Origin of the sequence: Paenibacillus sp. O199 (assembly GCF_001636635.1) — a bacterium.
Lineage (GTDB): Bacteria > Bacillota > Bacilli > Paenibacillales > Paenibacillaceae > Paenibacillus > Paenibacillus marchantiae.
In genome coordinates, this window is sequence record NZ_LGRP01000001.1 from 431148 (window position 1) to 450279 (window position 19132).

Annotated in this window: 22 protein-coding genes; all 22 read left to right on the forward strand. The window is 36.3% G+C overall.

The genetic code is table 11. From position 1 onward, the window contains the following. Positions 1-139 precede the first annotated feature (139 nt). Positions 140-415, forward strand: coding sequence for an HU family DNA-binding protein (locus A6049_RS02270; protein ID WP_063563032.1), 276 nt, complete (start codon positions 140-142; stop codon positions 413-415). 133 nt (positions 416-548) lie between these two features. After that, positions 549-731 carry a YonK family protein gene (locus A6049_RS02275; protein ID WP_063563033.1) on the forward strand — a complete coding sequence of 61 codons (183 nt, stop codon included), beginning with the start codon at positions 549-551 and terminating at the stop codon, positions 729-731. Positions 732-735: 4 nt separating this feature from the next. Further along, positions 736-1917, forward strand: coding sequence for a metallophosphoesterase family protein (locus A6049_RS02280; RefSeq protein WP_063563034.1), 1182 nt, complete (start codon positions 736-738; stop codon positions 1915-1917). Positions 1918-2072: 155 nt separating this feature from the next. Beyond that, on the forward strand, positions 2073-2990 hold the full coding sequence (locus tag A6049_RS02285) for a hypothetical protein (RefSeq protein ID WP_063563035.1): 918 nt from the start codon (positions 2073-2075) through the stop codon (positions 2988-2990). Continuing rightward, on the forward strand, positions 2983-4734 hold the full coding sequence (locus A6049_RS33705) for a hypothetical protein (protein ID WP_205411982.1): 1752 nt from the start codon (positions 2983-2985) through the stop codon (positions 4732-4734). Before A6049_RS02285 ends, A6049_RS33705 begins: the two co-directional genes overlap by 8 nt. Before the next feature lie 33 nt (positions 4735-4767). Further along, the gene (locus A6049_RS02295; RefSeq protein WP_063563036.1) at positions 4768-6333 is read left to right on the forward strand and encodes a hypothetical protein; all 1566 of its coding nucleotides are present in this window, start codon (positions 4768-4770) and stop codon (positions 6331-6333) included. 23 nt (positions 6334-6356) lie between these two features. Next, entirely contained in the window at positions 6357-7877 is a 1521-nt protein-coding gene (locus A6049_RS02300) for a coiled-coil domain-containing protein (RefSeq protein WP_063563037.1), read from the forward strand. A 27-nt stretch (positions 7878-7904) separates the two neighbouring features. Next, entirely contained in the window at positions 7905-8411 is a 507-nt protein-coding gene (locus A6049_RS02305) for a hypothetical protein (RefSeq protein WP_063563038.1), read from the forward strand. A 37-nt stretch (positions 8412-8448) separates the two neighbouring features. Beyond that, positions 8449-9558, forward strand: coding sequence for a hypothetical protein (locus A6049_RS02310; protein ID WP_063563039.1), 1110 nt, complete (start codon positions 8449-8451; stop codon positions 9556-9558). 72 nt (positions 9559-9630) lie between these two features. Further along, complete coding sequence (locus A6049_RS02315) at positions 9631-10299, forward strand: hypothetical protein (RefSeq protein ID WP_063563040.1); 669 nt, start codon at positions 9631-9633, stop codon at positions 10297-10299. A gap of 15 nt (positions 10300-10314) precedes the next feature. After that, positions 10315-10740 carry a hypothetical protein gene (locus A6049_RS02320; RefSeq protein ID WP_063563041.1) on the forward strand — a complete coding sequence of 142 codons (426 nt, stop codon included), beginning with the start codon at positions 10315-10317 and terminating at the stop codon, positions 10738-10740. Positions 10741-10763: 23 nt separating this feature from the next. Then, positions 10764-11960, forward strand: coding sequence for a hypothetical protein (locus A6049_RS02325; RefSeq protein ID WP_063563042.1), 1197 nt, complete (start codon positions 10764-10766; stop codon positions 11958-11960). An 11-nt stretch (positions 11961-11971) separates the two neighbouring features. Continuing rightward, a complete protein-coding gene (locus A6049_RS02330) occupies positions 11972-12481 on the forward strand; it encodes a hypothetical protein (protein WP_063563043.1) in 510 nt (169 codons plus the stop codon). 19 nt (positions 12482-12500) lie between these two features. Beyond that, entirely contained in the window at positions 12501-12971 is a 471-nt protein-coding gene (locus tag A6049_RS02335) for a hypothetical protein (protein ID WP_063563044.1), read from the forward strand. 9 nt (positions 12972-12980) lie between these two features. Further along, positions 12981-13697 (forward strand): hypothetical protein, encoded by a 717-nt coding sequence (locus tag A6049_RS02340; protein WP_095205924.1) that lies wholly within the window; start codon positions 12981-12983, stop codon positions 13695-13697. Positions 13698-13748: 51 nt separating this feature from the next. Further along, entirely contained in the window at positions 13749-14501 is a 753-nt protein-coding gene (locus tag A6049_RS02345) for a hypothetical protein (RefSeq protein WP_063563045.1), read from the forward strand. A 196-nt stretch (positions 14502-14697) separates the two neighbouring features. Next, the gene (locus A6049_RS32900) at positions 14698-15474 is read left to right on the forward strand and encodes an HNH endonuclease (protein WP_145921888.1); all 777 of its coding nucleotides are present in this window, start codon (positions 14698-14700) and stop codon (positions 15472-15474) included. Next, on the forward strand, positions 15471-16217 hold the full coding sequence (locus A6049_RS02360; RefSeq protein ID WP_063563048.1) for a glycosyltransferase family 2 protein: 747 nt from the start codon (positions 15471-15473) through the stop codon (positions 16215-16217). Before A6049_RS32900 ends, A6049_RS02360 begins: the two co-directional genes overlap by 4 nt. A 4-nt stretch (positions 16218-16221) precedes the next feature. Next, on the forward strand, positions 16222-17235 hold the full coding sequence (locus tag A6049_RS02365) for a glycosyltransferase family protein (protein ID WP_063563049.1): 1014 nt from the start codon (positions 16222-16224) through the stop codon (positions 17233-17235). Then, positions 17225-18196: a glycosyltransferase family protein gene (locus tag A6049_RS02370; protein WP_063563050.1), complete on the forward strand. Its 972-nt coding sequence runs from the start codon at positions 17225-17227 to the stop codon at positions 18194-18196. The genes A6049_RS02365 and A6049_RS02370 overlap by 11 nt, the downstream gene beginning before the upstream one ends. Positions 18197-18208: 12 nt before the next feature. Beyond that, positions 18209-18691 (forward strand): hypothetical protein, encoded by a 483-nt coding sequence (locus A6049_RS02375; protein WP_063563051.1) that lies wholly within the window; start codon positions 18209-18211, stop codon positions 18689-18691. Then, the gene (locus A6049_RS02380) at positions 18681-19106 is read left to right on the forward strand and encodes a hypothetical protein (protein ID WP_063563052.1); all 426 of its coding nucleotides are present in this window, start codon (positions 18681-18683) and stop codon (positions 19104-19106) included. The genes A6049_RS02375 and A6049_RS02380 overlap by 11 nt, the downstream gene beginning before the upstream one ends. Positions 19107-19132 lie beyond the last annotated feature (26 nt).

The window sequence follows — 19132 nt, forward strand, 5'->3', positions numbered from 1 at the left end:
AGGGTTTTCATAAAATTGAGTGTATTTTAGATAGGTGTTTTAGGGGAGGTATGCTAATTCACGGCTTAATGACAAGTAACAGAAGTTTCAAATGGCATACTTTCACCACAACAAATAAAACATTAAGGGAGATTTATAAATGAATAAAACAGATTTGGTAAACGCAGTAGTAGAAAAAACAGGATTGGCTAAAAAGGACACAGAGCAAACAATTAACGAAGCACTCAGTGCTATCACTAATACACTTGCAAAAGGTGAAAAAGTTCAACTTTTCGGATTTGGTAATTTTGAGGTTCGTGATCGTGCAGCTCGTAAAGGACGGAATCCGCAGACTGGAGAAGAAATGGATATTCCAGCTAGTAAAGCTCCAGCCTTCAAACCAGCTACAGCTCTAAAAAACGCTGTAAAAGAGTAATTTTATATACTTTAAACGATAAAATAATACATATATAAACATATAACAAGAACGTTGATAAGGATAGGACGAGACAATTCCTCTCTCCTCTCCTCTTTTCTATTACAATAAAAAATTTTGGGGGCAATATAATATGGCAAAGCGAAATAACTCTATTAAATTTAAAGGTTTCCTGAACACAGAAACTATGGAAATCACCGAAGAAGATAAAAATGGATTTAAAACGTATGACCTATTGAGTGAACTTAAATTCTATGATGGTAAAAATGTAACAATTTCTATCAATGAAGATCTTCCAGTTCAGCCAAAGGAGTGAATTGATGACTCCTACAACAGCAAAAAGAAGCGTAAATGAAACTATTACAGACTATCATATTCGTCTAGGTGACAATCTGGAATTGTATGGATTGAATTGGACCCAAGCTGCTACTTTGCTAAATCAAGAGTCAGAGGAAGAATACACAGAATCAAGATGGCGCAAGAAATACAAAAGCTATCTTGAATGGAAACCTGTGATTCTTGAGAAATTTGCAAACAATGAAGTGGCTGAAGAGGTTCGAGATGCTACATTGGAGTTGAAGAAAGAAACCGTTAAACTTCGTGATCAAAAACGTGAGTATAATCAATTAATCTTCAAAGAAGCTCGTTTCGAAAACCTACAAAATATTATTAAAGATGCTGTACTAGAATTAGAAAAAATGAAGCCACTCACTCCCTCTTCTACACTCGTAGCACAATCAACCAATAAAAAAGGAATCTCTTTATGGAGTGATTGGCACATTGGAAGTGAGTTTAAGAACAGTCTAAATACATACAATATTGATATTTTTAGATCTAGACTATCTGATCTCATTAGTAAAACGCTGGAATACAGTAAGAGAAACGATATTGACGAAATTATCGTTGCTAATCTCGGTGACATAATTCACGGAGCGATCCATGTGTCTGCTAGAGTTCAGTCTGGTGAAGATGTGATTAATCAGATTCAAATTGCTGCGGAAAGTGTTGCGGAAGCACTAGCAGAACTATCCCTTCATCATCGCAAAGTAAAATTCATTAATATTATCGGAAATCATAGCAGATTAATTTCAAATAAGCATGACTCAATTTTCCGAGAGAACCTAGAGTATTTAATTCCATGGTTTTTAGAAACTCGTTTGAAAGATTTCAAGAACATCGAAATTGTAAAAGATACTGACGGGATTTATGTTGAGGAAATTGAAGGAGAAAATCATGTCTTCGTCCACGGCGATCTCGATTCGGCTTATACTTCAGCGAAAAACCTCCCTCAACTCTTAGGATTTGTTCCTAAATACATTTACTCAGGCCATATTCATCATAACTATGAGAAAGAGTTTGGTAAGACAGAGGTTGTTGTGAACGGTAGTTTAATGGGCGTTGATGATTACGCAATTTCTAAGCGGTACTACGCAACGCCAATGCAAAAATACATAGTTTTAGATGGCTCAGATATTGAATGCACATACAAGATTAAACTTTAAAAGAATACATAAATCGACTACCTGATTACATATAGAATCGGGTTTTTTCTTATTTATTTTTACATGGGGAGATCCTGCCATAAGGTTCTTTAAACCGGACGCTCCCTCCTACCCCATGGTTTTTTAATTAAGGAGCATGTTTAGGAAGGTGATTTATGGATAGTAAATCGATCAAAGAAAAAAAATATTGTAATACATGTGAACGAGATAAAAATGTAACAGATTTCTATGTTTCAGGTAGTAAGTTTGACGCGGATGGTAGATTTGGCGTTTGTAAACCATGCCTGAAAAAGAATATAGATTATTCTAACATGCAAACTGTAAAAGATGCATTGTTACAAATGAATAGACCGTTCATTGCGTCTATTTGGGAATCAGCAATCGAAGAAGCAACATTAAAAAGACAAGACACTTTTGGTTTATACATAAAAACAATTCAACTTAAGAAGTTCAAGGATTTAACATGGAATGACTCAGTACTAACTGAAGATATCCAAGAGCAGGGAACAAACAATCAGATAAATATTAGCAGTGAATACGATATAGGCGAACTAAAAGACAAATACGGTTATGGGTATCCAGATGATGAATACATACTATTTGAAAATAAGTACCAACAACTAAAGTCCAGCTTTCAACTCTTGACTACTATGCATGAGGAATACTTTAGAGAATTTTGTGTAAATAAAGTCAAAGAAACACTTGCAAAATCAAGTGGAGATTTAAAGGGTGCTAAAGAATGGGCTGCAATGGTAAAAGACGTAGCAGAAGCTGGAAAACTCAAACCATCGCAAATGAGCAAAGCAGACTTGTCTGGAGGTCTCGACGGGTTTGGGCAATTAGCTAGGATAGTTGAAGAAAATCACGAAATAATGGGACTACTCCCTTCATTTATTGAGCAACCAAAAGATAAGGTAGATGTTACTTTATGGTGCTATATTAACTACGTCCGTGACATCAAAGGGTTGCCTTCTTGCGAATATAAAGAGATTTATGATTTTTATGACAAGAGAAAGATGGATTATGAAAGCCAGATGAGCGATTTGAACAAGGATGAATCAGGTCATGGCTAATTACAATAATTTTCAGAGCGATAACTTCAAGCACACTAAAAAGAGTTCTAGAGTTGGAACCAATGCTGAGTTTAACTCTCCTGTTAAAATCGATGATAAAAAAAGTAATTCATTTGATAAAAATCTAAGCAAATGGGTTGAGTTTGTCCAATGGAGTAAGTGGTTCCCTGATTTATTTTATGACTTGATCACACCAGAAAAAGGCGGCATGAGGCTAGACTTAGATCAGAGAGTATTTTTAAGATCTATGAGTAGATTTGTTAGTACATATGGCGTATTCCCCCGTGGTTTTGGTAAGACGATGATTGAATTGATGAGCATTTATCACACTTGCATTTTCTTCCCGGACATAACTATAGCTATGAGCGCGCAAACCAGAGAAAATGCCTCTTCTATAAGTGAAGAAAAACACAATGAGATCATAAAATGGTTTCCTCTTATGAATAATGAGATAGTAAAATCCAGTTTCTCAAAAGATCAGGTAGAGGTAATATTCACCTCTGGAGCAATTTACAGTGTGCTTGCCAATGCTCAAAACTCCAAGGGTCAACGTAGAAGAAGATTGAACGTAGAAGAATCTGCGTTGTTAAATAACACTCTCTTTAAGGATGCCTTAGAGCCTGTAGTAAACGTGCCACGTAGAACTATAGGAAGATTATCTGCAATCAATCCCTATGAGTTGAACGGTATGATAAATTACCTCACTACAAGTGGATATCGAGGCAGCGATGAATTCATTCGATTAAGTAACATGATTGATGATATGGCTGATTTAAAGGGAAAAATGGTCTTAGGTGCAAGTTGGGAGCTTCCCTGTCACTATGGCAGAGGAGAAACTAGAACTCAAATTTTAGCCAAAAAAGATGATCCTACTACAAGTGCTATTTCATTTGCACAAAACTACGAATCTCGATGGTGTGGAGTTAGTGATGGTGCTCTTGTTAATATCAATAAATTAATGGAGCTCAGAACCGTTAACAGAGCATCTGTTACCCCCAAAAAGAACAGGGAATATTATGTTGGAGCGGATATTGCCCGATCTCAATCAAACAATAATAATAAATCAGCGTTCGTTGTTGCGGAAGTTGAGAGAAATGCTAACGGAACCATTAAGTCTGTCACTGTTGCAAATATCTTCATCCCTCCAAATGGAACAAATTTTAGCGATCAAGCAATGTTTTTGAAAAGACTCGACAAGCACTATTCCGGTAATGTGACTGTTGTAGATGCTAATGGTATTGGACAAGGTGTAGTTGAAGAACTTATGAAGGAAACTTACGATCCTCTATTGAACGATCCATACGATAGCTGGGACACAATTAACACAGATGAAGTACCGCAGGACGGGATATCTCTATTAAAAATATTTAGTCTGAAAGCTCAAGGAATACAGACAGATATCATAACCAACTTTATTGACTTTGTTGAGAGTGGAAGACTGAAGCTTCTTGTTCCTGAAAAAATGCTTGATCTAACAAGCAAGACCACAAAAGCAAAAGAAAAAGACACAGAGATTAATCAAGTTAAAGCTGCACACTACCAAACAGATCAGTTAATCGATCAGGTTGCCAACTTGAAGTTGGTTCAAAAACAAGGAGGTAAACTTGGTGTGGATCAGGTGGTTAAGAAAACTGAGAAAGATATCTGGGCTGCTCTTGCTTATGTTCTCTATTACTTAAAAACTTATGAGGACGTAAAGCGTGACGAAGAAGATGTAAACTACCTAGACTATTTCTTCACTTGATTTTATAAACGCAAAAACGAAAGTGGGTGAAAAATGAAAAGCACACCTAAGAAGCCGGAAGTAAAGGAAGAAACACAAGAACAAGAGATTGTTTTCAACGAAGAATATGCGAGAAAATTTACACAGGTATTGTTCAACACAATGAATAATCCTTCAATGATTAGTCCTATTTGGCAAAATCAAATTTTAAAAGACATGAACATGTCTCCAGCCAAATTTAATCGTGACAGTGTTAAAAAGATGCTTGCTAACCCAAAGAACCATGAAAGAGAATTGAAAGATCTATCACAATACTTGTTCAATTTTATCATGCAATTTAAGAAGCTCGTTATTTATATGTCTGAAATACTTACTTATGATCACTATTTAGAGCCAACAAATGCAGATGCCGAAGACATGAAAAGCAAAGCGTTCAAAAAGTCTTATTCTAAGGCATTGCAGTGGATCGAAGATTTTGATTTAGTGTCTGAACTACATAAAGTAGCTGAAGGAATGATTCTCGAAGATGCAAAATATTATTATCTTCGTGAAAGCGAAAATGGTATACGACTTCAAGAATTACCAAGCAACTACTGTAAGATATGGTCAAGAAATGATCTAGGATACCAATATGCGTTCAACATGTCGTACTTTTTAAATCCGGGTGTAAGCTTAGATGATTTTCATCCCGACTTTCGAGAATACTACAATAATTTTATTGGAGAAAAAGAACACTCTAAGAAGAAATCTGGATATGAAACTGGCCAATATAGCTATTGGCAAAAACTTGATCCTGCTAAAGCATGGACGTTTAAGTTTGACGATACTCGTGCTGGTATCTCTCCTCCTTTAATGGGATTGTTCTTAGATAGTATTGAAATCGTCAATTACAAAGAACTGCTTAAAACAAAAACCTCTTTAGATGTATGGAAGCTACTGGTCAATAAGATCCCTATGCATAAAGATGGTGCAGGAAAAAGTGGAAAACAAAAAGATGACTTTGCTATCATGGCTGATACTGCTGGTCAATTCTCTGCGCTTATGCAAGCCGCTGTACCTCAAGGAGTTAAAGTTGTAACTACCCCCTTGGAAACTGAAGCGCTGGATTTCAAACAAGCGGATAGCAAGGATAGCATTGTAGGTTTGGGCAATAGTGAGTTCTGGGAAACATCAGGTACATCCCCTGTATTATTTGGTGAAAAACAACTGAATGGTTCTGGTTTAGCAGCATCCATTAAAACTGATGAAATGTTTGTATATAGGATTTATAGGCAGTTCGAAAGATTTATTAACTTTCAATTACGTCAAACAACGGGTAAATACAGGTTTAAGTGTCATCTTGAAGGTACTCGATTTGATCAACAAGAGAGATTTGATCGTGCCATAAAAGCCGCACAATATGGAGCTCCCGTAACATACGTTGCCACAGCAATGGGAAAAACCCCGCAAGAATTCTCCAATTTAATTAACCTTGAAGATTCAATTGACCTAAAAGAAAGAATGCGTCCTCTCTCCTCTTCTCATGTCCAATCAGGTAATGAAGTCGGTGCTCCGCAAAAATCTAATCTTACTGATAGCGGAGAAAAAACACGAGACAATGACTCGAATTTGGACATTTAACAATGAAGGGAGGTGATAATTAATTGAGCAACAAAGTTTCTAGAAACATACCAATACTTTTTCAATCTGTAAATACATACGAATCAGAAGAATCAGACATTAGGTTTCAAAAGGTAAAAATTTGGCTTTGTCACACTGGTAAAAATCATAATGGTTCTTATTTCTCAAAAGAAGTAATCGAAGAAGCCATCCCTTCTCTCAGCAACACTCCAGTACTTGCATATGTAGAAAACAATCGTTCAACTGGACAAGTAGACTTTTCAGATCACCGTGAAATCCTAGTCAGAAAAGACGGAGACATTGCCACTAAATATCTCGGCAAAGCCATAGGTATAATTCCTGAATCCAATAATGCTACATTCGAGGATAGATTGTGTGACGATGGTGTAACAAGATCATTTTTAACGGTTGAAGCACTGTTGTGGACTAAATTTGATGATTCAGTTGACATTATGAATAGAGATATTGTTAAAGGTCAGTCTATGGAGCTGTCAGATGAATTTGAGGGTGATTGGGGAGATGATAATTGCTTCCACTTCACTAAGTTTCAGTTCTATGGTGCATGTGGACTTGGTGAAAACATTCAGCCAGCTATGCAGAACTCAACAATAGAATTACAGTTCACCTCTACTGACTTTTCAGAGTTTTCAGATGAAGTTAACACCATGATGGAAAAATTTAAACAGAAATTTGCAACAAATGAAATAAAAGAAACTGAACAAAAGGAGAAAGAAGAATTGAAAACCAAAAAAGAAATCGCAACCTCCTTTAATCTCACAGTTGGACAACTTAGCGAAGAATTGAGTCGTAAACTTTCAGAAGTTAAATACGAAACAATGAATTGGTGGGATGAAGAGATTGAGGTTGTAAGATATTACTTGCGTGACTTTGATGATCAAAATGTGTATGCGGTTGATCGAATGAATAACTATCAAGATGTGCGAATCCCCTATTCAAAGAATGGTGATAACGTCTCCTTTAACTTTGAATCTGCAACTAAGATTAAATATGTACCAACCGACTGGGATAATGGTAGTGCTGATGAAATTGAAGTGAGTTTTGCTAAAGTAGTGGTTGATGAACATAAAGAGTATGCGGTAAAAGCGATCAATGATCTCAAAGATGAAATCTCCACAAAACAAAACGATTATATTGAATTGAACGATAAGTTTAGTGTTGTTCAGGAGCAACTGACTCAAAAAGAAAGTGAAATTGAAGGACTGAATGCTACTATTGAGCAACTAAAAGAATATCAAAAATCAGTCGAAGACAAAGAGAAAAGCGAGCAAGTTGAAATCATCTTTTCGAAAATTGCACGAGCTTTCTCCAAAGAAGAGTTGACTGAATGGCGTGATAAGGTAACCTCTTACAATTCTGTTAATGAGTTCGAAAAAGATATCAAAGCATTTGCTTATGACAGAATTTCCGAAAGCAATAAAGATGTGAAAGTAGATTTTAGTCAAATGGGTACATTACCTATCGAAAATGATGAAAAACCTGAAGCATCTGAATCAAAAGATGTTTGGTCTCGTCTTAGCAAGTAATTATACATAATTAAAGGAGTTTTTTAAATGCAAATTGTTAATCTAGGTACTATGGCAGGAACTAATGTTGATGCCTTTGTTAAAAATGTACGAAATACTGTAGATATGCCCAATGGTAGTTTTGTAGCGATCACTTCTCAAGTTTCTGGTCAACCGGATTTGTATGTAGCAGCAACACCTACTGATGTCACTAAAGAAGAAGTTTTGCTGGTTCGGTCACCTGAGTTGATCGAGGTGAACGGTCTGCGTGTAGACCTTACTGATGTAACTCTGTTTACAAATCCAGCTAATCGTCCAGCTACGGCATTCCATCTGAAGGTTGGAGACGACTTCACCATTACAGATGATGGTATTACTGGAGTGACAGCAAAAGGTAAATATGTTGTACCTGTAAATGGAGCGCTTAAACCTGCTGCCGCAGATGACCTGACTGGAAATTCTCTGGTTGCTATGCAAGTTGTTGATAAGACAACTATCTCTGTAGGAAATCGTCGTATCCCTGCTACTAAACTGCTCGTCGTACGTTCTGTTTAATCTAACCAATATTATAATTCAAGGAGATAACAATTAAATGAAACCATACTTTTCTATGAGATACAACAAACTCGATGAGCAACAAAAAGATATCGTACAGGCTGGCGTAGAACTCTTCCGTCATTTTCGCTATGAAAACTCCAAAAGTGAATCTGAAAAGAGTAAGCTTCGCCAATATGCTGGAACTCTGTCTTTGCAAGACAAGCAAAATTTGTTCTCTAAAAATTTAACAACTATTGCTGTCAAATATGCAAACTTGCCTGCTGAACATCAATTCAACGAAACCGCACTTCAAAGTCACCCTACTGTTAAATGGACAATGTTCTCTCTCATTTCTGAGATGTTGGATATTATCGTACCTGAGACAGTCATGGATAACTTTAGTCAATTTGCAGATGTTAAATCTGTAGGCTGGGGAGACAATCTGGTATTTAATGTACCAAATAGTGATTTGTTCGTTGTGTCAACCGCTTCTAATGGTAAACGCAAGGGGACACGCCAACGTTTGCTTGGTAGTGATGTAATTCTTACACCTGTCAATCATATCATCACAGTAGGCGAAGATTGGTATCGAATTGTCTCTGGTAAAGTGAACTGGGGCGAATTCGTTACGCGAGTTGTACGTTCAGTCGAGACTCAAATCACTGTCGATGTATATAATGCTATTATTGATAGCTATCCTACATTGGGTGCTGGCTATAAAGAAACTGGTGCATTTGCACAAGATAAGTTTAACCGATTGACACAGCGTACTGTCGCTGCCAATGGTGGTGGTACTGCTGCCGCTTTCGGTTCAAAACTGGCATTGTCCAAAGTTGTACCTGCTGACCAATACTTTAAGTTTGGCCTTGGTGATAAGTACAACACTCACGGATATCTTACAAACTTCCAAGGTACTGACCTATTCGAGTTGGAACAGCGTTTAATTCCGAACACAGATGATTTTGCTATTGACGAAGAAACTCTTCTGATTCTCTCTTCTGCTGTTCAGAAGATTGTTAAAATTGGATTCGAGGGTAATACTCAAATCATTGAATCTCAAGCTACTCAAAATGCCGACCTTTCCATGGATTACACCATTCATCAACGTTGGGATGTAAAAATCGTAACCAGTGGTCGATATGCAATGTGGAATTCGTTGGCATAATAATATTTAAATTAGAAGGGGTGCTTATATAAAGTACCCCTATTTATATTTACAAAGGGAGTGTTTTAATTTATGGCGGGACCGAGAAAGACGGCCAATGCTGAACCTACAAAAGATGTTGTAGATGAAAGTTCTCTAGAGAAAGAAAAAATGTCTACTGAGATTGAAGAGCTAAGAGCTATGGTTAAGCAATTGCTTGAAGATAAAGTTGCGACCCAATCAGTCACTACGACCGTCGAAAAAGTAAATGACGAGTATTACGACATTGAAGAAGAATTGAATATTAACTCAAATCAATTAGTTAAGATTGTAAGTCTGATCGAAGGTGGATTAAACTTAAAGGGCAATTCCCCACAACCACTTTACCTTCCAGAGTTTGGTGCTACGCGATCCGTAACCTACGAAGAACTACGGGCAATTTACTACAACCATCCCGAGTTAACTCGCAATGGAGCTTACTTTATTTTGAATAAGAATGTCGTTAAAGCTCTCTATCTTGATTCTGACTATGAAAGTATCTTGAATAGAGAACGTCTTGATAAACTGGTAGATCTGACAACTGCTGAAATGATGTCTGTATTTAAGGGGCTAACAAAGGTTCAAAAAGAGACTTTCATTCAAAGATACATCCAAGGGATTAAATCTCAAGATAATAGATTTGGAGACTTCAATAAAATTAAAGCTATTGACGACTACATTGGTAACAGCTTGGTTGAATTGGCAAGCGAAAAATCAAACTGAGCTGGAGGTGTCTAGATGACTCCATTCGTCAATATCTATGAGCGTTTTAGTACTAAAATACAAGACTATATGCTAGATGAGATGTTCAGAGAGTCAACTGAAACATATGAAGATTATATCTTCAGTTTTCTGAAATCATCTATAGCGAAGTTTACTCATTGTAGAAAGAATTTGTCAGATCGAAACGAAGACAGTAAATGCTTTAACATTAGCCTTTCTGAGCTCGAAGAAGAGATTCTTGCAGAAATGATGAAGGTTGAATGGATGGATAAAGAAGTTAACAATGTCTTAGAGATGCGACTGGCATTAAATAATTCAGACTTTAAAAGATACGCTGAGTCAAATAACTTGAAAGCAAAAATGGACTTAAGAGACAATATCCAAGAACGTGTAAACAATCTTATTGTTCAATACTCTTACTCATCATATGAGTGGAAGTAGGTGAAAATATATCTTACAAGGGTTTGAACGCTCGAATTAGGAATATTCCTGCAACCGTCTCAGAAACAAAAAAGCAACAAAATATCAGTATCTATAGTAATGATTTCACCAACTCTCTATCTTATGAAGAAGTCGCTATCAATGACTCATTGGATAAATCGCCAGTACATATTTTATCTAACGGAAAAATTCCAACAATCAAATCGATTATAATGTACCCGGGCTTAGAAATTAAAGCTGGAGATAAAGTTACTCAAGTTAATGGCTCCCAATGGATATGCCTTCATGTTGATGATAGCCCTCTATATTCAAAAGGTAAAATTGAAAAGTGTAATTTTGATTTGAAGTGGATTGATCAAGATGGATTTATCCAAACCTTCCCCTCTATACTCTACTTTAATGCTCGTTCAAATTTTGGAACTGAAGAAGATAAGGTTATGAATCTACCTGCGGGACGAAGACAGATTGTAGTGAGTAAAAATAATGAAACTCAAGCTATACAACGTGATACACGTTTCATAATTGGCAATGAAGCATTTAAGGTAATTGATACAGATTATATGTCAGATGATGGATTAGTAAATTTGAGTTTGCAATCCGATCAGATTAATGTGACCACAGACAACCTAGAATTAGGTATTGCAGATTATAGCAAGTTGACCAAATACACTCTGCAAATCATTAATGACAACCCCCTCTCAATTAGCCAACACCAGAGTGCTAAGGTAAACGTTAAAGTGACTAAAAATGATATCCCAGTGTCACAACCTGAAGTTGTTTATGAAAGTACAACTCCTGAGCTTGTTCAAGTCGACTTGGACGGGAACTTAACAATCCTTCAATCCGGTGATGCAGAGATTAAGGTTTTTGCATATGGTTTGACTCAAACTCTAGAAATTTATGTCGCCCCCACTAGTCATTACGATTATGTTGCAACTATAGACGGAGCAAATGATATTTACTCGAACCGCCAGTCTGAATATGTCGCAACCTTCTGGAACAATGGACTGCAACTATCTGATGAAAGTATGTTTTCATTAACTTCTGAAGATGGTTCCCCCACTCTCCTCGCTACAATTACCTCGCAAGATCCGATTAAAAACACCTGTATAGTCAAAGCAAACAGTAACCGTAAGCTGGGTACTGTTATTTTGCACGTTAAGAATGCCAATGGATTATCGTTTGGGCAAAAAGAAATAAAAATTAAATCACTAATATAAGGAGTGTGTACATGGGTCAAAGTATTGTTCGCTTTGGTGAACTGAAACCAGAGAATTACACAGAGGGTTTGAATAACGCATGGATTACGTTCTCTGCTCTCCCCTACTCGCGTCAACATTCATCTGGCATTGACGGTGACATTGTAATCAGTGCTACACCTACAGTGGAAATCGTCGAAGTAGACTTGGATGTAGCGATCAATTCTCAATATGAATTCGCCTATTCAATTGGTACAGACAACAAGCTGAAGATGGCTTTTGATAAGACTAAGTATAGTAAAGCATCAGCAATCGAAACACTCAAATGCATCAGCATCACTTATGAACTGGGACATCTTGAAGCAAACGGTGGACTGTACGTAGCGATTGCCAGAAACAGTCTGGGGGAAGAAGTGCATCGTACTGTTCCACAGACATTAGATCAACTAAAGAACGTTATTTCGACTTTTGATGATACTCGTTCAGTTGACGTGAGTGGATTCTTGAGCTATCAAATTGTACGGGATTATCGGGTTACCTAACCTCTGAGGAGGTGTTCACGTGTCAAGGTTTGAAAGTTTGGCCAGAGACAAAATGACTGTTATAGATAAACTCCTGTCATCTCAGGAAATACTCAAAGCTTTAGCCCACAATGATTCTGACTTCTTAGATAAAAAAGATATTGATCCCCTCACAATGATGTATAAGCACATATTTCCTTATAAGTTTGTACCGAAAACTTCAGAAGAGAAAAAGACTTATATAACAATGACCTTTGGAAACTACAGAAAAGTTGGAAATTCTTATAAATCTGGATTCATCACATTCAATGTCTTCACGCATCAAGACTTGTTTCGTACAGACTATGGTACATTAAGAACAGACTACATAACCATTAAATTGGATGAACTGTTTAATGACTTTGATGGGCTTGGAGTCGGGAAAGCAAATTTTCACACGATGGATCATTTAAGTGTAAATACCGACTATCATGGATCTTATGTTGTTTATAAAACTTATGATTTTAACTGAGGTGATTAAGTGATTATTGATCGCCTTCAAGCATTTTTAGCACAACCTATCTTGTTTAATGGTGCAGTTAACATTCATTCCCCCACTATGGATGAGATATCAAAAGTAGGATATGAAGAGTATATGCTGAAAGTGCAGTTCTCTCTATTCGATAAGGAGAAGATATTAATTGATTTGTTCAATGTCTCTGATGATGAATACGATTTAATTAAAGATACTTCTGACTTTGATATTCTTACAGACCACCCCAATCTTCAAGATTATATGACCGATTCATTGTCTTTTTTTTCTAAGTCTGAAGTAGTCTTTGATCGTATATCTAAGTCTTTTAAGATTGATGGTGTAGATTTTGTACATAAAGATAATTTTAAGGATTACGCATTAGTCATTAAGCAATTGAATGCAATGGATCTAGAGTCAGAGAAAGGTACTAAGAAAACTGCTAAAGCACAGGCTTTTCAAGATCGTATCAATTTCTTCAAAAAGAAAGCACAAAAAAAAGAAGACGTGCTTGAAATTAAAGATATCCTCTCTATCCTCTGCAATGCAGGTAACAATGGAATAAACATCTTCAATGTCGGTACACTCACAATTTATCAGGTTTATGAGCAATTCGAACGCTTAAACATCAAAGAAAGTTTCAACAGGCTTCATCCAGTCTGGGCAAACGGTCATCTTGGCGAAAATACCAAGTTACCAGAATGGATAAAAAGAACAAAACTTTAATCTCCACTCTATTAAGGGTCGGAGATTATTTATATTAGGAGGAAAAAATTAATGTTTACAGATGGTCGTTATGGTAATCGCGACATTCTAGATTTACAGATTGTCGATTTCGTAAGCAGCACTCCATTGATGAAAATGGACTATGCCAATACTTCATCTCTTGAAATGGCATCAAGTCGTGTTTATGCAATGGGTGCAGGTACTCGGCGTATTGCGTGGGATGGTGAAAAAACAGCCACTCTGACAGTTGAAACACAAATCTTCTCACTGGAGCATTTGGCAATCTTGGCTGGCGAAGAAATTAAACGCGGCAAACAAAATGTCTATAAGACAGAAATTCTACCAGTCCTAGCAGATAACACAGTTGCACTTAAAAAGGTTCCAGTTGGTGATGTAGTAGTCTTCCCGTTTGTGAACGGTCTTTCTGTAAAAGAAAATCAGACTCACACTGTCACGGACAAGACCATTACTATTGGAGCTGGTGCAACAGTACAGCCGGGTGATGAAGTTGAGGTTTACTATCAAACTGAAGTTGCGCAGGCAAGCAAACTATCCTTCACCGCTAAAGGGTTCCCTAAATATGTGAAACTGATTGGTGACACAATTTGGATCGATGAAACCAGTACATCTGCTGTGGGCTCACAAATGGTTTGCTATAAAGCAAAAATCCAACCTAACTTCACTATCTCCAATAGTGCTGAAGGAGATCCAAGCACACTCACTCTTGTATTTGACCTCTTCCCTGCCAAAGTGGATGGTGTAGATACATTGATTGACATGATCGTTTACGACGACCAAGACTAAAAAATACATACTACACTGAGACGGCATAATATTTGTCGTCTCTTTTTATTTGAGGTGAATAGAAATAGGCAGAAAGAAAACAGCAGAAGAAGTAATTAAAGAGTTATCTGATAATAATTTTAAAGTCATTGATGAAAATTTTATCTATATCGGAAATAAAGAAAAATTTCATGTTCAATGTATTAGAGGTCATGATTTGTTTACAAGCTACAATGCTTTATCAAAAAAATATGTGTGTCCTGAATGCTCTGGACACAGGCCAAAATATACATATTCCGAAGTTTATAATGAGTTCAAACAAAATCAATGTAAACTACTTTCTGATACATATATAAACAATAAACAAAAATTATCATATATATGTTCATGTGGGAATGAGAGCAAGATAGCTTTTTACGAGTTTCGATCTGGTGTTCGTTGCAGAAAATGTTCTGGAAACCAGAAGTACACCATTGAGCAAATAAGAGATATTTTTAGTTCTCAAGGGTGTGAGTTAATTTCCTCTGAGTATCGTTCTAATAAAATAAAATTGGACTACATTTGTCTATGTAGTAATCGGAGCTCTATACAACTTTCAAACTTCTTAAAGGGTGTTCGTTGTATGAATTGTTACAGAGAGAATAACAAAAAAGAAAATCATCCTGCATGGAATCCCCTACTAACTGATGAAGAGAGAATTGCTAAAAGAAAGTTTTCTGAGTATAAACATTGGAGACTGTCCGTTTTTGATAGAGACCAATACACATGTCAATCGTGTGGTGATAACAAAGGTGGAAATTTAAATGCTCATCATCTGAACGGATGGAATTGGGCTATAGATGAAAGAGTAGCTGTACATAACGGAGTTACTTTGTGCAATATTTGTCATGATGATTTTCATCACTTTTATGGATATGGCGACAACACTAATGAACAGTTTATAGAGTGGCTCAATAAAATACATAATCAAAATGATAAGGCGATAGAAACATGAAAACAATTACGATTGCTGCACCAATTCGAAATAGAGAATGGATACTTCCACAGTATTTATTGAAGATTTTTGAGATCAATTATCCCAAATCTTTAATCAATCTACACTTTGTAGTTAACGATAGTTCTGATAGGACACTTGATCTGTTAAATGGATTCAAGAAGGATAATAAAGGATTGTATAATAATATCAGAATCGATGTTATCAACAATAATTCACCCGAAGATGAACGAGAGTTTACAGTAAGAAATAAATACATATATAAGAGTTTGAGCAACTTAAAGAATTACATTATGAGCAAAGTTCGAACCGATAAATTGATTTTTATCGATACAGATATCCTTGTAAAACCTGATGTCATTACTAAGTTACTCAAGCATGGGAAAAAGATCATATCGGGATTAATTTACAATGGATATTTGACCAATAAAGATAAGCCGTACTTGTATCCAAATATCATGAAATTGGACGATAAGGGACAATATCGACATATTACAAACTACCATGTTAAGACCGCCCCTGCCCTACTCTGCTCTAAATTGCAACGAGTGGATTTAACTGGAGCAGTCATTTTATTGGATAAAGCAGTTTATAAGTCCGTAAAATACGGATTTCATCCACAGGGCGAAGACGCATATTTCTGTAAGATGGCTCAAGACAATGGCTTTGAGCTTTTTTGTGATTTGTTTGCCTATAGTCAACACATTATGTCGCCAGAACAATTAAATCAAATAGGGAGATAAAAACTTGACCAAACGTAAAGTAATGCTTTATCCGCCAACATTAAATTGGGGATTTTTAAAGCAAACTCCACAGCAAATTTCAGAGCAATTCGCCAATAATGGCTACGATGTTATCTTCTGCAACAACGAACAATCAAACAAACCTGTTGAAGAAGTATATCCTCATGTTTTTGTATATCATAATTTTCAAGAAGTACTAAATAAGATTAAACATAAACAACTTAAAGTAGATGTTTATTACTACACTTGGGCTAAGTCTGCTCAGTATGTAGAAAACATCAAAGCAAAGATCAATATCTATAATCGCGTTGACGAGTTTCCAGATTGGATTCCATATGAACAAGAAGCAATGAATAAGGCAGATATGATATTTACTACAAGTCAAAAACTATATGCTAAGACTCAGGAATCCAAACCTACCTATTTGATTAGAAACGCCTGTCCAGATTCGTATATTGAGCGAAATTCAAACGTGCCTGAAGAATATAGAGATGTTAATGAACCTATTGTGATGTTTTCTGGAGCTGTTGGTTCATGGATTTCAACGAACTTAATAAAAAAAGTAGCGGATAGATACAAGACTTTTTTAGTAGGACAAGAATTCGGGAAACACTGTCCTGAGAATGTTATTAATTTGGGCGTTAAAAGTCATGATGAACTACATGCATATTATCAACATGCTAACGTTTCTTTGATCCCTTTTAATCTAAAGGACGGCATCACTCAATCATCATGCCCTCTCAAGTTATTTGAAGCTATGGCATCTGGTACGCTGTCCGTGGCTACAAAATGGGAAGAAACTGAAATTTATCCCGATGTAGTATTAACGGCAGAAGACGATGAGGAATTTTTATCTCAAGTAGACAAAGCAATTCAGTTTTCAATTAACAATAGGGAACAGGTAGCAGAGATAACAAAAGAAGTAGCAAAAAAGAACACTTGGGAAGTTCGATATCAGCAAATTGAAAAGGCTATTGAGGAATATACACTGAAAAGTGGTGTTGTGATTGGGTCTTAAAGTTTTATTTACAAATAACTCTTCACTTATAAAATATGGAATTTCAGCAGGATTTAAAAATCTTGGGCATGAAGTACATATTATGGATGGCAAATATCAACTGTGGGATAAAGACAAGGAAACTCAAGTTGAATTATTCAAAGATTACATAGAAAACAATCATGTAGACATTGTGTTTTCTGAATGTTTTGCTAACTTTGCTGAAGGTATATTTGAACATACAAGAGAAAAGGGAATATTCCATGCATTGTGGTGCATAGAGGATACTCCGTTCGATCATTGGATAGGTGATTATTGGTCTGATTATGCTGACTATATATTTACTACAACTGCTGAATGTCTCCCTAACTACTGGAGGAAAGGCAAGCAAGCTGAATTAATGCTATTTGGATGTAATCCTGATTTTCACAAACGAGTCGATTCAGGTATACAAAGAGATATTGTGCTTATTGCTAATAACTACGAACGTAGATTTGAGCAAACTCGCAACTTTATTATGCCAGTTGTAGAACGCGGCTACGATGTGAGTATCTTTGGCAATGAGTGGTGGATGGATTCGAACCGTGAAGTAAATTTGCTGAACCATCCTTCAGCCTATAAGGGGTATGGTGCATACGAAGATCTTCCTTACTTATACTCCTCTAGCAAGATAATTCTCGGACAAAATTTAGATGATAAGTCAATTACACAAACATCAATGAGACCTGCGGAAAGTTTGGGAATTGGTGGTGGTATTCTAGTCTCCCCCTTCACCCCTGCGCAGCAATATCTATTCCATGATCATGTTTACCTACCTAGAAACACCGATGAGATGTTATTGATGATTGATGAAGTGTTGAATATGACTGACAGACAAAGGAATCAGAAAGCCGAAAAAGCTCAACAGTTTGTATACAAATATCACAACTATGATCTGAGATCGGAACAAGTAATTAAAGCTTATCATGGTCATAAACCATAGGGAGATGAATAAATGCCAAAATCAAATAAATTAACTCTAGCCAAACTTAATGCTATTGACAGTAAAAATAACCAGCGAAAAACAATCTATGTAACTCCCGATAATCACGAAGTAAATGTACATACATATTTTCGTGAATCACTAATGGAGGATGTAGTAACAGAATATATTGCCATTGTAGATGAGTTGAGGTCTCGTACTGAGATTGATGATATTTTGATTAAAAGTACTCTGAGTTTGTTCAATACTCTGGTAATGAAAAAATTTACCGACCTCCCCTTTCCTAAAAAGTTGGACTTGGAGAGTCTAGTCAAATATTCTCGTGTGCTTTTGGATAATGACATTACTACAGAAGTAATCAACTCTTTTCCTAAAGAAGAGTTAGATAAGTTGGAACAACGGTTTAAAACAGCTCAACAACAAGCAGCTAAAGTAATTGCTGAAATGGCTGTTGCTTCAGTAGCACAAGCTCAGGAAATTTCAGATGCAAGTTAAGACTCAACAAGATCTGATTAAGTTTCTACAAAAGCTGAATCAGCCAATTTCTATGGCGTTAAGTAATGACGTGGCTAAGACCGTAAAGCAAATTCAAAAAGAAAAAGTAAAAGAAGAAGTTTATGACGTGTATGAACCAACTATGTATTCACGGACTGGACTATTAGGTAGTGAGGAAAGCATGAAATCTGAATTGATCAATGAAACAACTTTAGTAGTTGAGAATATTCGTTCAGATGGAGATAGGAATGTTGCTGAAATCGTTGAGTCAGGCCAGAATTACCAATATGGATTCGAGTATGCTGGTGTACCCCGTTCATTTACTGAAGCAACACGAGAAGAGTTAAGATATACTGGTGCTCACAAGGCAGCTATGTATAAAGGCTTAAAGTCTCAAGGAATTAATTTGAAATAACAAAACACAGGGAGCGTGTTATTTAT

What these genes read in the sequence shown, in the direction of transcription:
- A6049_RS02270 (WP_063563032.1), top strand. Translation starts at nt 140, where the DNA reads ATGAATAAAACAGATTTGGTAAACGCAGTAGTAGAAAAAACAGGATTG.
- A6049_RS02360 (WP_063563048.1), top strand. Translation starts at nt 15,471, where the DNA reads ATGAAAACAATTACGATTGCTGCACCAATTCGAAATAGAGAATGGATA.
- A6049_RS02320 (WP_063563041.1), top strand. Translation starts at nt 10,315, where the DNA reads ATGACTCCATTCGTCAATATCTATGAGCGTTTTAGTACTAAAATACAA.
- A6049_RS02330 (WP_063563043.1), top strand. Translation starts at nt 11,972, where the DNA reads ATGGGTCAAAGTATTGTTCGCTTTGGTGAACTGAAACCAGAGAATTAC.
- A6049_RS02315 (WP_063563040.1), top strand. Translation starts at nt 9,631, where the DNA reads ATGGCGGGACCGAGAAAGACGGCCAATGCTGAACCTACAAAAGATGTT.
- A6049_RS02275 (WP_063563033.1), top strand. Translation starts at nt 549, where the DNA reads ATGGCAAAGCGAAATAACTCTATTAAATTTAAAGGTTTCCTGAACACA.
- A6049_RS02280 (WP_063563034.1), top strand. Translation starts at nt 736, where the DNA reads ATGACTCCTACAACAGCAAAAAGAAGCGTAAATGAAACTATTACAGAC.
- A6049_RS02375 (WP_063563051.1), top strand. Translation starts at nt 18,209, where the DNA reads ATGCCAAAATCAAATAAATTAACTCTAGCCAAACTTAATGCTATTGAC.
- A6049_RS02310 (WP_063563039.1), top strand. Translation starts at nt 8,449, where the DNA reads ATGAAACCATACTTTTCTATGAGATACAACAAACTCGATGAGCAACAA.
- A6049_RS02295 (WP_063563036.1), top strand. Translation starts at nt 4,768, where the DNA reads ATGAAAAGCACACCTAAGAAGCCGGAAGTAAAGGAAGAAACACAAGAA.
- A6049_RS02285 (WP_063563035.1), top strand. Translation starts at nt 2,073, where the DNA reads ATGGATAGTAAATCGATCAAAGAAAAAAAATATTGTAATACATGTGAA.
- A6049_RS02345 (WP_063563045.1), top strand. Translation starts at nt 13,749, where the DNA reads ATGTTTACAGATGGTCGTTATGGTAATCGCGACATTCTAGATTTACAG.
- A6049_RS33705 (WP_205411982.1), top strand. Translation starts at nt 2,983, where the DNA reads ATGGCTAATTACAATAATTTTCAGAGCGATAACTTCAAGCACACTAAA.
- A6049_RS02380 (WP_063563052.1), top strand. Translation starts at nt 18,681, where the DNA reads ATGCAAGTTAAGACTCAACAAGATCTGATTAAGTTTCTACAAAAGCTG.
- A6049_RS02305 (WP_063563038.1), top strand. Translation starts at nt 7,905, where the DNA reads ATGCAAATTGTTAATCTAGGTACTATGGCAGGAACTAATGTTGATGCC.